General features: G+C 73.9%; 13 protein-coding genes. 7 read left to right on the forward strand and 6 right to left on the reverse strand.

The features are described 5' to 3' along the window. Positions 1 to 21: 21 nt before the first annotated feature. Together ACLBXP_RS06690 and ACLBXP_RS06695 are read right to left on the reverse strand one after the other, a co-directional pair. Complete coding sequence (locus ACLBXP_RS06690; RefSeq protein WP_447666814.1) at positions 22 to 519, reverse strand: DUF6691 family protein; 498 nt, start codon at positions 517 to 519, stop codon at positions 22 to 24. Further along, positions 516 to 962: a YeeE/YedE family protein gene (locus tag ACLBXP_RS06695; protein ID WP_447667106.1), complete on the reverse strand. Its 447-nt coding sequence runs from the start codon at positions 960 to 962 to the stop codon at positions 516 to 518. The genes ACLBXP_RS06690 and ACLBXP_RS06695 overlap by 4 nt, the downstream gene beginning before the upstream one ends. A 312-nt stretch (positions 963 to 1,274) precedes the next feature. On the opposite strand from ACLBXP_RS06695, the gene ACLBXP_RS06700 reads away from it, so the two are divergent. The 4 genes from ACLBXP_RS06700 (at position 1,275) to ACLBXP_RS06715 (ending at position 6,110) form a co-directional block, all read left to right on the forward strand. Next, positions 1,275 to 1,481 (forward strand): hypothetical protein, encoded by a 207-nt coding sequence (locus ACLBXP_RS06700; protein ID WP_447666815.1) that lies wholly within the window; start codon positions 1,275 to 1,277, stop codon positions 1,479 to 1,481. Between the two features lie 79 nt (positions 1,482 to 1,560). Further along, complete coding sequence (gene cysE / locus ACLBXP_RS06705; RefSeq protein ID WP_447666816.1) at positions 1,561 to 2,403, forward strand: serine O-acetyltransferase; 843 nt, start codon at positions 1,561 to 1,563, stop codon at positions 2,401 to 2,403. Between the two features lie 403 nt (positions 2,404 to 2,806). Beyond that, positions 2,807 to 4,198, forward strand: a complete 1,392-nt coding sequence (locus ACLBXP_RS06710; protein ID WP_447666817.1) for a family 2B encapsulin nanocompartment shell protein — start codon at positions 2,807 to 2,809, stop codon at positions 4,196 to 4,198. Next, positions 4,185 to 6,110, forward strand: a complete 1,926-nt coding sequence (locus ACLBXP_RS06715; protein WP_447666818.1) for a family 2A encapsulin nanocompartment cargo protein cysteine desulfurase — start codon at positions 4,185 to 4,187, stop codon at positions 6,108 to 6,110. The genes ACLBXP_RS06710 and ACLBXP_RS06715 overlap by 14 nt, the downstream gene beginning before the upstream one ends. Before the next feature lie 60 nt (positions 6,111 to 6,170). Here the strand turns inward: ACLBXP_RS06715 and ACLBXP_RS06720 are convergent, their stop codons facing one another. The 3 genes from ACLBXP_RS06720 to ACLBXP_RS06730 are packed head-to-tail and all read right to left on the reverse strand — an operon-like array spanning position 6,171 to position 9,283. After that, entirely contained in the window at positions 6,171 to 7,187 is a 1,017-nt protein-coding gene (locus ACLBXP_RS06720) for an aliphatic sulfonate ABC transporter substrate-binding protein (RefSeq protein ID WP_447666819.1), read from the reverse strand. Between the two features lie 58 nt (positions 7,188 to 7,245). Further along, complete coding sequence (locus tag ACLBXP_RS06725) at positions 7,246 to 8,289, reverse strand: LLM class flavin-dependent oxidoreductase (protein WP_447666820.1); 1,044 nt, start codon at positions 8,287 to 8,289, stop codon at positions 7,246 to 7,248. A 4-nt stretch (positions 8,290 to 8,293) separates the two neighbouring features. After that, positions 8,294 to 9,283, reverse strand: a complete 990-nt coding sequence (locus ACLBXP_RS06730; RefSeq protein WP_447666821.1) for an aliphatic sulfonate ABC transporter substrate-binding protein — start codon at positions 9,281 to 9,283, stop codon at positions 8,294 to 8,296. Positions 9,284 to 9,819: 536 nt separating this feature from the next. On the opposite strand from ACLBXP_RS06730, the gene ACLBXP_RS06735 reads away from it, so the two are divergent. From ACLBXP_RS06735 to ACLBXP_RS06745, 3 genes are read left to right on the forward strand one after another with little or no spacing between them, the layout of a single operon-like run. Further along, positions 9,820 to 10,953: a methionine ABC transporter ATP-binding protein gene (locus ACLBXP_RS06735; RefSeq protein WP_447666822.1), complete on the forward strand. Its 1,134-nt coding sequence runs from the start codon at positions 9,820 to 9,822 to the stop codon at positions 10,951 to 10,953. Continuing rightward, complete coding sequence (locus tag ACLBXP_RS06740; RefSeq protein ID WP_447666823.1) at positions 10,943 to 11,608, forward strand: methionine ABC transporter permease; 666 nt, start codon at positions 10,943 to 10,945, stop codon at positions 11,606 to 11,608. Before ACLBXP_RS06735 ends, ACLBXP_RS06740 begins: the two co-directional genes overlap by 11 nt. 27 nt (positions 11,609 to 11,635) lie before the next feature. After that, positions 11,636 to 12,415, forward strand: a complete 780-nt coding sequence (locus ACLBXP_RS06745) for a MetQ/NlpA family ABC transporter substrate-binding protein (RefSeq protein ID WP_447666824.1) — start codon at positions 11,636 to 11,638, stop codon at positions 12,413 to 12,415. 18 nt (positions 12,416 to 12,433) lie between these two features. Here the strand turns inward: ACLBXP_RS06745 and ACLBXP_RS06750 are convergent, their stop codons facing one another. Beyond that, on the reverse strand, positions 12,434 to 13,234 hold the full coding sequence (locus tag ACLBXP_RS06750) for a MetQ/NlpA family ABC transporter substrate-binding protein (protein WP_447666825.1): 801 nt from the start codon (positions 13,232 to 13,234) through the stop codon (positions 12,434 to 12,436). Between the last annotated feature and the right edge of the window lie 25 nt (positions 13,235 to 13,259).

The following is a 13,259-nucleotide window of genomic DNA, read 5'->3' on the forward strand; positions in this document are numbered from 1 at the left end:
CGACACGTAAAAGCCGTGCCGTTAATCCAACGTTCCGACGCGGGGTGGCCGGGCTCCGGCTTCGCGCGAACTCGTCGCCTGATCCACGGCCTGATCCGCGGCCCGATCGACAACCCGGTGGATCGCCATGCCGGCGAGCATCGCACCGGCGAAGACGAGGACGGGGGTGGAGCCGGTCGAGAGCGCCGCGACGGCGGGCCCGGGGCAGAGGCCCGACAGGCCCCAGCCGACCCCGAACAGCGCGGCCCCGAGGAGCAGCGGCCGGTCGATCCGGGTCCTGGCCGGCAGGTCGAAGCGCGCGGCCAGGACCGGGCGCGCCGACCGGCGGGCGAGCGCGTAGCCGAGCCCCGAGACGGTGACGGCGCCCCCGAGCACGAAGGCGAGGCTCGGGTCCCAGGCACCCGCGACATCGAGGAAGCCGCGCACGCGCGCCGGATCGAGCATCCCCGACAGCGCGAGGCCGATCCCGAAGAGGAGGCCCGCGGCGAGGGCCGCGAGGGCGCGGGGCACCGCGCTCACGCCAGCAGGCGGACGGCGGCGACCGTCAGCATCCCGCTTCCCAGGAAGACCGGCACCGCGGCAAGCGAGCGCGGCGAGAGCCGGGCGAGGCCGCAGACGCCGTGCCCGGAGGTGCAGCCGGAGCCGAGCCGGGTTCCGAAGCCGACCAGGAGGCCGGCGAGCGCGAGCACCGGCAGGTCCGCCACCGGCCGCATCTCCGGCCAGCGGCCCGCGAGGACGGCGAGGACCGGCGGCCCCAGGACCAGGCCGAGGAGGAAGGCGAGGTCGGCGAGCCGGCGGCCCGGATCCGCCGCGCGACCCGGGAAGAGGCCCGAGAGGAGGCCCGAGAGGAGGCCGCCGAGGATCCCGCTGATCCCCGCGATGCGGCCGTTCAGGATGAGGAGCATCGCGGCCGAGAGGCCGATCAGTACGCCGCCTGCGAGCGGTGGCAGGTATGCGCTCATGTATGCGCTCATGTCCGCGCTCATGGAGGATCCCGGGCGTTGTGCGGACGCCGGGCGTCCGACCCGGCAGGCCTAGCGCGGGAGGCTCCTCGGAACAAGCCTTGCCAAATCGCGTTTCGTCAGTAATTATCGAGCAAATACAAAGCCTTAGCGAACAAACTTGCTGCCCTTGACCCATCCCGCGACCGAAACCTTCTCCCATCCCCGCCGCCGCCCGGAAGAGCTTTCCCGAGCCCCGGAGCGGACCGCTTCCCGACATCGCCCGCACGCCGCCGCGCCGCCGCGCCCGGCCCCTTCACGGAGGACAACGCCATGGCTTCAGCGTCGATGACGCCCGGCGACCAGGTGACCTTCGAGCGCCTGGATCTCGCCGAGGTCCTGGGGATCTGGCGCCATGCCCGGGGCCGGATCGTCGGGATCCACGGGCTCGGCAGCCGCTCCCCGACCATCGACGTCAAGTTCGAGGGGCACGAGACCCTGCAGCGCTACCTGCCCGCCCTGTTCCGGCGGGTCCTCTGATGCCGGTCCGCGCGCCCGGTCGCACGCCGCCGGGGATGCGCCGGGCAAGCCGCCCCGAACGACGGCCGGAACCGCAGCCATGACCGGCGCCTCCGTGGCGATCCCGTTGCCCCTGCGCGCGACGAGCCGCAGCACGGCGGAGGCGGACGTCTGGGCGGCCCTGCGCGCCGAGGCCGAGGCGGCCCTCATCGAGGAGCCCCTCTATGCCGGGATCATCCAGGCGACCATCCTCGACCAGCGCAGCCTCGCCCAGGCCTTCGCCTACCGCCTCGCCCACAGGCTCGGGGACGGCGACCTCGCCCGGCTGTCGATGCGCGACCTCTGCCTGTCCGCCTTCGAGGCCGACCCGCATGCGGGGGCGCACGCGGTGCGCGACCTCGTCGCCATCCGCGAGCGCGACCCGACCTGCCGGCGCTACCTCGACCCGTTCCTGTTCTACAAGGGGCTCGCGGCCCTCGAGGGCTACCGGGTGGCGCACTGGCTCTGGCACCAGGGCCGGGCGACGCTCGCCCTTCACGTCCAGAGCCGGATCTCCGAGGTGTTCGGCTGCGACATCCACCCGGCCGCCCGCATCGGCTCGGGCGTGTTCATCGACCACGCGACCGGCGTCGTCATCGGCGAGACCACGGTGATCGCCGACGACGTCTCGATTCTCCAGTCGGTCACCCTCGGGGGCAACGGCAAGGAGAGCGGCGACCGGCACCCGAAGATCGCGCGCGGGGTGCTGCTGAGCGTCGGTGCCAAGGTGCTCGGCAACATCCGGGTGGGGGAGGGCGCGAAGGTCGCCGCCGCGGCGGTCGTGCTGCACGAGGTGCCGCCCCACACCACCGTCGCGGGCGTCCCCGCCCGGGTGGTGTCGCGCGTGCCGCGCGACGAGGCCCCGGCCCTCACGATGGACCAGTTCTTCGGCGAAGGCATCTGAGCCCGGCGCCGGGGAAAATCCTCCCCCGAGGACGTCCATCGCCCCGCTTTTCCGAAAGACCCGATCCGAAGAATTCTGTTCTCGGAATCGGCCCATTCTTGGCAGACGATTCCACCTCGCGACGATAGGCGGAGATCGTTCTCTTATGGAGTGGCCTGAATTCAGAAGATCATTCCGTTGACCCTGGCTACCGTCCAAGCTTATCCCTGCCGCGCCGAGGCTTGAGTTCGCCAGAACTGCCTCGAGACTGAGTTCGTAATTCAAACTGATCGGATCCGTAAGGTTCCGTGCGGTTCGTCGCGTCGGATCGACTGCGATTGGCCCGCGGAGACTTTTGCGCGGAGACTTGCGCGCTCCGAACCAGATCGCGCCCCCGAACGAGAGACGAAGGAGAGGACCAACGATGAGCGGACCGGGTCTGAGCGTGAGCGCCTCGGCGGCACGCAATCTTGCGACGGCGACCGTCACCTCCGTCCAGAATGCGGCCAACACGCCGCGCTGGCTCCTGCGGCTCCTGCCCTTCGTGGACGTCCCCGGCGGCGTCTACCGCGTCAACCGCCGCGCCGTCGTGCTGGCCAAGCCCGGCCGCATCGATCTCGCCACGGAGGAGAAGGGCCGGGCGGTCCGGCCCGCCTCCCTGCGCGCGGTGCCCCTGTTCAGCCGGTTCGGCGACGCCGAGCTCGCGGCCCTCGCCGACCGGTTCACGGAGAGCCGGCACAAGGCCGGAGAGGTCATCCAGGAGGAGGGCTCGGGCGGCCGCAGCCTGGTGGTGGTCGCGGACGGGACCGTCGAGCTGACCCTGTCGGGCCCCTACAAGGGCCGCCTGCGCCAGGGGCTCGCCACGCGGGGCGACTACTTCGGCGACGGCGACCTCCTCGGCGAGACCGCGCCGGCGCCGGCCGTGAGGGCCCTCTCGGCGGTGACGCTGCTGACGCTCGACCGCGCCGCCATCGAGGACGAGGCGTTCCGCTCGCGCATCGGCCAGTACCAGGAGGAGCGCGACCGGCTGAAGGGCCACACCAACTCCCACGGCGAGCAGGGCATCGAGCTGCTGGCGGTCCACGCGGGCGAGCCGCGCCTGCCCACCACCTTCGTCGACTACGAGATCGATCCGCGCGAGTACCACCTCTCGACGATCCAGACGATCCTCAACACCCACACCCGCGTCACCGACCTCTACTCCAACGAGATCGACCAGCTGCGCGAGCAGATCCGCCTCACCGTCGACGCGGTGAAGGAGCGTGAGGAGTGGGAGCTCCTCAACAACTCGCAGTTCGGCCTGCTGCACGAGGCCGGGCCGCGCCAGCGCATCCCGACCCGCGGCGGCCCGCCGACCCCGGACGACCTCGACGAGCTCCTGACCCTCGTCTGGAAGAAGCCCGCCTTCTTCGTGGCCCACCCCCGCGCCATCGCGGCCTTCGGGCGGGAGGCGACCCGCCGCGGCGTCCCGCCGGTGGTGGTCCACCTGTTCGGCGCGCCCTTCCTGACCTGGCGCGGCGTGCCGCTCGTGGCGAGCGACAAGCTGCCGATCGACATCGACCCGGTGACGGGGGCGCAGACCACCTCGATCCTGCTGCTGCGCGTCGGCGAGGGGGAGCAGGGCGTGGTCGGCCTGCAGAAATCGGGGGTGACCGGCGAGATCGAGCCCGGCCTGTCGGTGCGCTACATGGGCACCAACGACCACTCGATCGCCTCGCACCTCGTGACCCGCTACTTCTCGGCCGCCGTGCTGGTCGAGGACGCGATCGCCCGCCTCGATAACGTGCTGCTCGGCAACTACCATGACTACGCCTGAGGCGTTCCCGGCCGGCGTCCCGGCGGGCAGCGCCGGGGACCTCGCTCACGCCGACCTCGTCGGCCGCCTCGCCCGCGAGATCTACGGGCTGGGACAGGCCGCGAGCCAGCCCTTCGCGCCGGCGCTCCCCGCCGGCCCGCAGGTGCCGCAGGCCCTGGACGGCCTGCCCCAGGGGCCCGGCGGGGCGCCGCTCCCGAGCGGCGCGATCGGCATTCCGTCGGCGCCGGCCGGGGGGCAGCCCTCCGGCCTGCAGCCGGACGCGGGCGCCCTCGCCGCGCGGTCCTTCGGCGCGCAGCCCGTCGGGCTGCCCGGCCTCCCGGGCCCGACGCTGCCGGACTTGGCGCTGCCGGACTTGGCGTTACCAAGCGTGCCCGCCCTCGCGCACGCGCTGCCCGGCGGCCCGGAGCTGCACCGGCAGGTCGCCGCAGACCACCCGCGCGCCAACGCCTTCGCGCACGCGCTGAGCCCTGCCCTGGTGCCGGCCGACCCGTCGCGCGCGGGCGTCGACGCCGCGCAGGAGAGCGTCTCCCGGACCGGCCGCCCGTCGCGGGCGCCCGAGGCGCCCGCGTCCGACTACTACTTCCTGAACCTCGGGCCCGCCCCCGCCCGCAAGGCGCCGGCCGCCCCGCGGGTCGAGCCGGCGCGGCACGCCGGTCCCGCCCCGCGGGCGGGCGCGCACGGGTCGAGCCCGGTGGCGGCGCCCTTCGACGTGGAGCGCGTCCGCCGGGACTTCCCGGCGCTCCACCAGAGCGTCAACGGGCACCCGCTGGTCTGGCTCGACAACGCCGCGACCACCCACAAGCCGCAGGCCGTGATCGACGCCACCTCCGCGTTCTACGGCCGCCACAACTCGAACATCCACCGGGCCGCGCACACGCTGGCGGCCCGCTCCACCGACCTGTTCGAGGGCGGCCGCGAGGCGGTGCGCCGCTTCCTCAACGCCCCGTCCAAGGACGAGATCGTCTTCCTGCGCGGCACCACGGAGGCGATCAACCTCGTCGCCAATTCCTACGGGCGCGCCAACATCGGCCCGGGCGACGAGATCGTCGTCTCGACGATCGAGCACCACGCCAACATCGTGCCCTGGCAGATGCTCGCCCAGGCCACGGGCGCGACGCTCCGGGTGATCCCGGTCAACGACCGGGGCGAGATCATCTTCGAGCAGTACGCCGCGCTCCTGTCGGGGCGCACCCGGATCGTCTCGGTGACGCACGTGGCGAACGCCCTCGGCACCGTGAACCCGGTCCGGGAGATCATCGCGCTCGCCCATGCCTACGGGGTGCCGGTGCTGGTCGACGCGGCGCAATCCTCGCCGCACATGCCGCTGGACGTGCAGGCGCTCGACGCCGACTTCCTGGTCTTCTCCGGCCACAAGGTGTTCGGCCCGACCGGGATCGGCGCGCTCTACGGCAAGGCGCACCTCCTCGCGGCGATGCCGCCCTGGCAGGGCGGCGGCCACATGATCGAGGACGTCACCTTCACGAGGACCGTCTACAAGGGCGCGCCGGAGAAGTTCGAGGCGGGCACGCCGGACATCGCCGGGGCGGTCGGCCTCGGGGCGGCGCTCGACTACCTGGAGGGCGTCGGCCTGGCGGCCATCGCGGCCTACGAGCACGACCTCCTCGAATACGCGCAAGGCGGCCTCTCCGAGGTGAAGGGCCTGCGCCTCATCGGCACGGCGCGGGAGAAGGCGAGCGTCATGTCCTTCACGATCGCCGGGCAGGAGAACGAGGCGGTGGCCCACCACCTCGACGCGCACGGCATCGCGGTGCGCTCGGGCCACCATTGCGCCCTGCCGGCGCTGCGCCGCTTCGGGGTCGACCAGTCGGTGCGCGCCTCGCTGGCCTTCTACAACACCCGCGCGGAGGTCGACGTCTTCCTGCGGGCGCTGCACACCCTTCTGCGCTCATGAGACGAGCCCCGCGGCGCCCCTCGGCGCCGCGGGGGAGCGGCCCGCGATCCGGGGAAGGGCTCAGCGCGAGGGGGGCTCCCAGAGGGCGAGGGCCGCGGTGTCCACGGGCCGCGGCAGGAGGCCCTCGGCCCGGAACGTGTCGGCGATCGTCTGCTGCTCGGCGAGGCCGGCCCGCGTCACGGGCTCCACCCGGTAGCTGCGGCGGGCGTTGGCCCGGACGATCACGTCCGCCTCGATCTTCCAGAGCGGCGCGAGCCGCGCCGCGGCGGCGTCCGGGTTGGCCTTCACCCAGGCCCCCGTCTCGGCGAGCTTGGCGAACAGGGTGCCGAGCACGGGGCCGTTCTCGGCGACGTAGGAATCGGCGGCGAGGTAGTAGCGCTTGTAGAGCGACAGGCCGGTCCCGTCCCGCAGCACCCGGGCGCCCGATTGCTGCCGGGCGGCGGACAGGAAGGGGTCCCAGGCGACCCAGGCCTCGACGCCGCCGCTCGCCAGCGCCGCGCGCCCGTCCGCGGGGGTGAGGTAGGCCGGCGCGATGTCCCGGAAGGACAGGCCGGCCTCGGAGAGCGCCGCGAGCAGCAGGAAGTGGCTGCCGGCCCCCTTGGTCACCGCGACGCGGCGGCCCTTGAGGTCGGCGACCGAGCGGGCCGCCGCGCCCTCCGGCACCAGGATCGCCTGCGCCTCGGGGGAGGGCGCCTCCTGGGCCAGGTAGGTGATCCGCGCCCCGGCCGCCTGCGCGAAGACCGGAACCGTATCCGCCACGTCGGCCGAGACGTCGATCTGCCCGGCGTTCAGGGCCTCCATGATCGGCAGGCCGCTGGTGAACTCGTGCCAGGACAGGCTCGCGCCGAGCGGCGCGAGCGCCGCCTCCAGGCTGCCGTCCTGGCGCAGCAGCGCGATCAGCGTCGAGGAGCGCTGGTAGCCGATCCGGAGGCTCCGGGCGGCGAGCGCCGGACGGGGGAGCCCGACCAGGGCCGGGGCGGCCAAGGCGGCAGCGCCGGCAGCGGCGGCGAGGAGCGTCCGGCGGGAGGGGTGATGGGAAGGGTGCCGGGAAGAGTGCCGGGAAGAGTGCTGGGTCATGGGTCCGTTGGCTGGCTGGGAGGGGGTCCGCCCGGAATCGGGGATCCGCGAGCGTGCTCTAGCGCAGGCGCGGCAGCACCTGCTCGGCGAAGCGGCGCATCTCCGCCTCGAAGGGCTGGAACTGCAGCATGAACAGCCCGATGCCGGCGGCGTGGAAGGCGCGGATGCGCGCCGCCACCGTCTCGTAGCTGCCGACCAGGCCGGCCGCGGTGCCGCCGTTGGTGCCGACGTGCCGGGCGGCCGCGGCGTCGGTCTTGGCGAACATCGCGCTCGCCGCGTCCGTGCGGGCGCGGGTGTCGGCGCGCAGGGCCGCGTCGCGCTGCGCGAGGGCGAGGAGGCGCGCGTGCTCGGCCTGCGCCTCCGCGTCGGTGGCGCGGGCGATCACGAAGGCCGAGAGCCCGTAGCGGAGCGGCCCGTTCGCGGCCGGCCGGCGGGCCACGTCCGCGATGAGGGCGGCGACCTCCGCGAGGGGCTGGCCGTTGATGAACCAGACGTCGGCGTGGTCCGCCGCGAGCGCCCGCGCCGGCTCGGATTCGCCGCCGAGGTAGATGCGCGGCCGCGGCCGGTAGGTGCCGGCCGGCCGCAGGCGGTAATCCTCGACCTGGAAGTGCCGGCCCGCGACGCTGACCCGCTCGCCCCGCATCAGGCGGTCGACGAGGCCGATCCACTCCCGCCCGTAGGCGTAGCGCTCGTCGTGGGGCGGGAAGGGCAGCCCGGCCTGCTCGAACTCCGCCCGGTTCCAGGCATTCACGAGGTTCAGCGCGAAGCGGCCCCGCGCGACGTGCTCGATCTGGAGCGCCATCTTGGCGAGGACGACCGGGTGGTAGAGCCCCGGCTTGACGGCCGCGATGATCTCGATGCGCCGGGTCAGCGCCGCCAGCGCGGCGGAGGCGGTCCAGGCCTCCAGCTGGTCGCGGTCCGGGTCGTAGGGGTTCATCGTGTGCTGGGCGACCAGCACCGCGTCGAAGCCCAGCGCCTCGGCCTCCAGCACCAGGGCGCGGTTGCGCTCCCAGCTCGCATCGTCGGGCTCGTCGGGGTCGTGGTGGGCCGCGCGGGAGCCGTGGACGGCGGCCCAGATGCCGAAGCGGGGTGCCTCCGTCATCGGCTCAGCCCCGGCCCGCCGGCGGCTGCCAGATCCGCACCGCCGCGGCGTCGAGGGCGCGGGGGATCAGCTTCGCCTCGTGGAAGGTGTCGGCGATCGCCTGCTGCTCGCCGAGCTCGGCCCGCTCGACGGGCGTCACCGCGTAGGTCCGCCGCCGGTTGACCGTCGCGACGACCGCCGGCGGCAGGTCGCCCCAGATCGGCGCGAGGAGGGCCACCGCCGCATCGGGCTCCGCCTTCACCCAGCGCCCGGCCTCCGCGAGGGCCTCGTAGACGGTCGCCACCACCTCCGGATGCGCGGCCACGAAGGCATCGTTGGCGAGGTAGTAGCGGTGGTAGCTCGACAGCCCCGTGGCGTCCGCCACGACCCGCACGGGCCGCTTCGCCTGCGTGATGGCGAGGAACGGGTCCCAGATCACCCAGGCGTCGAGGCCCCCCTGCTCGAACGCCGCGAGGCCCTCGGGCGCCTGCAGGTAGGCGGGCCGGATGTCGGCGAAGCTGAGGCCCGCCCGCTTGAGGGCCGCGGCCAGCACGAAGTGGCAGCCGGAGCCCCGGGAGACCCCGACGGTCCTGCCCTTCAGGTCGGCCACCTCGCGGATCGGCGAGGCCTCCGGCACGATGATCGCCTCCGCGGCGGGCGCGCCGACCTCGCGGGCGTAGAACGTGAGGGGCGCGCCGGCCGCCTGGGTGAAGATCGGCACCGCGTCGGCGACGTCCGCGTGGAGATCGACCACGCCCGCGTTCATGGGCTCGATGACGTTCGTGAAGAGGTGCCAGGACGGGGTGAACCCGAGGGGGCGCAGGCGCTCGTCCAGGGTGCCGCGGGCCTTGAGCACGGTGAGCAGCGTCGAGGAGCGCTGGTAGCTCAGGCGCACGGTGCGCTCGGCGGCGCGGGCCGCCGGCGGGCCGAGGGGCAGAAGCGCCGCGGCGCCGAGGCCGGCCCGCAGGATCGTCCGCCGGGACGGAGCCCCTCCGCGCCAGGTGTCGTCGGTCATCGTCGTCTCCGGATCCGGGCCCTCGCGCCTCGGCGGATCGGCACGGGACAGCACCGCCCCGATGGCTCGGGGCAGTTGGACAGTCTTCGCGCGACCTGGAACGCCTCGGCGGCAGCCTTCATGCCTGTCGGTGGCTGGCATATTCTATAAAGCTGATCCGTTGCGGTGGATCAATGAAAGCATCTTTCGATTTTCGCGCCCGGATCAGAGGGTCGTTCTCCCGATCCGGCATTCCGGAGCGATCCCGTTCCGGCGCGATCGGTGCGGGCGGTCCGCGAAACCGTGCGGGCCCGGCACCGGACCTTTCGGGCCGGACCTGACGCACCGGACTCGGCGCACCGGAAAAGCCTTCTCGCCCGCGGCCCCGGTACGACCCGGACGATCTCCCCCGAGCGGTAATTTTGCATGGGCGTTTCATTGACCGGCGCGAAGGCGAGACGCGATAAATCGTGACCTTTCGAGCTCCCCCGCGCCCCGGCGCCCGTCGTTCGGCGGGCCGGGCCGGCGCGGTCGGGATCCAGGAGCAAGGCCAGATCGTGACAGCCCCGCCGGTTTCGGCTCATGACCCCGCCTCCGTCGCCGGAAAGCCCCTGATCCGCTTCGAGGGCGTCTCGAAGACCTATGCGGGGCGCGCGGGCGCCGCGCCGGTCCCCGCCCTCTCGGGCATCGACCTCGCCGTGCCGGGCGGCTCGGTCCTCGGCGTGATCGGGCGCTCGGGCGCCGGCAAGTCGACCCTCATCCGCCTGATCAACGGCCTGGAGCGCCCGAGCGCCGGCCGCGTCGTGGTGGGCGAGGCGGAGGTCTCCGGCCTCGACGAGCGCGGCCTGCGGGCCGTGCGCGCCCGCATCGGCATGATCTTCCAGCACTTCAACCTGCTCTCCGCCCGCACGGCGGCGGAGAACGTCGCCCTGCCGCTGGAGATCGCGGGCTGGCGCGGGCCGGCGATCCGCGAGCGCGTGGCGGAGCTGCTGCGCCTCGTCGACCTCGAGGGCCAGGCCGGCCGCTACCCGGCCGAGCTGTCCGGCGGGCAGAAGCAGCGCGTCGGCATCGCGCGGGCCCTGGCCACCGGGCCGGACGTGCTCCTGTCCGACGAGGCGACCTCGGCCCTCGACCCGGAGACCACCCGCTCGATCCTGGCGCTCCTCAAGCGGATCAACCGGGAGCTCGGCCTCACCATCGTGCTCATCACCCACGAGATGTCGGTGATCCGCGCGGTGGCCGACCACGTCGCGGTGATCGAGGGCGGCGCCATCGTGGAGCGCGGCAGCGTCCTCGAGGTCTTCACCCGGCCCCGGGCCGAGGTCACCCGCAGCCTGCTCGCGGGCGAGATGGGCCTCACCCTGCCGCCGGCCCTGGCGGCCCGCCTGAGCCCGGCCCCGCTCCCCGGCGGCGCGCTCGTGCTGCGCCTCGCGTTCCGGGGGGCGCCGGGGGGCGGCGCCCCGGGCGGGGCGATCCTCGCCCGGCTCGCCCGCGAGACCGGCATCGAGGCCGCGATCCTGGCCGGCACCGTCGACGAGATCGGCGGCCAGCCCTTCGGCGCCCTGACGGTCGCCCTGCCCCCGGGCCCCGACGTCGCCGCGCGGGCCCGGGCCTACCTCGCCGGCCAGGGCATCGAGGCCGACATCCTCGGCTACCTGGAAGCCGCCCGGGAGGAAGCGCGTGTCGCCTGAGATGATCCGCCTGCTGGTGCAGGCCACCGGCGACACCCTGACCATGGTGGCGCTCGCCGCCGGGCTCGGCAGCCTGCTCGGCCTGCCGCTCGGCGTCTTCCTGGCGACGAGCCGGCGGGGCGAGCTCCTGGCCGCGCCGGTCGCGAACGCCGTGCTCGGCTTCGTCGTCAACGCCACGCGCTCGACGCCCTTCATCATCCTCGTGGTGGCGATCATCCCCTTCACCCGGCTCGTCGCCGGCACCTCGATCGGCACCATGGCCGCCACGGTGCCGCTGACGGTCGCGGCGACCCCCTTCATCGCCCGCCTGGTGGAGGCCGCGATCCGCGAGGTCGACCACGGCCTCGTCGAGGCGGCCCGCGCCTTCGGGGCGAGCCCGGGCCAGATCGTCCGCAAGGTGCTGATCCCCGAGGCGCTGCCCGGCATCGTGCTCGGGCTGACCCTGGCGGTGGTGTCGCTGCTCGGCTTCTCGGCCATGGTCGGCGCGGTCGGGGGCGGGGGCCTCGGCGATCTCGGCATCCGCTACGGCTACCAGCGCTTCCGCCCCGAGATGATGCTCGCCGTCGTGGTGGTGCTGATCGTGCTCGTGCAGGCCGTGCAGACGCTGGGCGAGGGCCTCGCCCGCCGCCTCAACCGGCGCATCCGCCGGGCCTGAGCGCCCGCCCACAGGGACCCTTTCACGATGCTGCGCGCCCTCGCTCTCCTCGCCCTCCTCGTTCTGCCCGCGGCCGGGCACGGCGAGCCCCTGCGGCGCGTGCGCATCGGCGCGACGCCGGGGCCGCACGCCCAGATCTTGGAGGCCGTGCGACCGGTCGCGGCCCGCAACGGCCTCGACCTGCAGGTCGTCGAGTTCTCGGACTACGTCGTGCCGAACGAGGCGCTGGCGGCCGGCGAGATCGAGGCGAACTCCTTCCAGAACCAGCCCTACCTCGACAACCAGCGGGCCGACCGCGGCTACCGGATCGTCGGCGTCGCGACGACGGTGAACTTCCCCCTCGGCCTCTACTCGAAGCGCCACCGGAGCTTCGATGCGGTGCCGGAGGGCGGCACGATCGCGATCCAGAACGACCCCACGAACGGCGGGCGCTCGCTCCTGCTCCTGCAGGACAAGGGCGTGATCCGGCTGCGGGACGGGGTCGGCTTCCGGCCCACGGTGGCCGACATCGTCGCGAACCCCCGCCGCCTCCGCTTCGTCGAGGTCGAGGCGGCGCAGACGCCCCGCATCCTCGACGACGTGGACGCGGCGGCCGTCAACACCAACTACGCGACGCCCGCCGGCCTGCGGCCCGCCGACGCGATCCTCCGGGAGGACCCGAAGGGCCCCTACGTGAACCTGATCGCCGTGCGGGAGGCCGACCGGGACCAGCCCTGGGTCCGGGCCCTCGTCGAGAGCTACCGCACCCCCGAGACGAAGGCCTTCGTGGAGCAGACCTTCGGGGGCGCCGTGCTGACGAGCTGGTGAGAGGGCCCCGCGGGGGCCCTACCAGGCCGGCTCCAGGAAGCCGTGGAAGGTCGTCTCGATGTAGCGCCGCACCTCGGGCGAGCGGAACGTCGCGATGAAGGCGCCGAGGCGCGGGTCGTCGCGGTTCTCGGGCCGGGCGACGAAGCTCAGCGTGTAGCGCCGGTCGCCCCGCCCGTCCGTGATCAGGGCGCTGTGCGGGTCGCCGCCGGAGGCGAACAGGTAGGTGAAGCTCACCTGCGCGAGGGTCACGTCCTCGAGGGCCCGGGGCAGCTGGGCGGCCTCGAGCTCCAGGATGCGCAGGCGCTTCGGGTTCGCGACGATGTCGGCCACCGAGGCGTCGTCGCCGGCGCCCGCCGCGAGCGTCAGGAGGCCCGCCGTCTGCAGGAGGCGCAGGCCCCGCGCCGCGTTGACGGGATCGTTGGCGATCGCGACCGTGGCGCCGTCCGGCACCGCCGCGAGGCTCGTCACGCGCTTCGAGAACAGGCCGACCGGCAGCACGATCACGCCCGCCACGGGCTCCAGGCGGTAGCCCCGCGCCTTCACGGCGGCCTGCAGGAAGGGGACGTGCTGGAACAGGTTGGCGTCGAGGTCGCCGGCCGCCACGGCCTCGTTCGGCGTCACCCAGTCGGTGAACTCGACGATCTCGACGGCCTGTCCCTGGCGGCGGGCGAGGTCGGCCGCGAAGGCCAGGGTCTGGCCGATCGGGCCGGCGCTCGCGCCGATCCGCAGGGGCTTGTCCGCCCGGGCCGGCACCGCGGCGAGGGCCAGGAGGGCGGTGCCGAGCCCGAGGAGGGCGCGGCGCGTGGGGAATCCGGTCATCGGTCGGGCCTGGGGGTTCGGGGGA

The organism is Methylobacterium sp. A54F, from assembly GCF_053346035.1.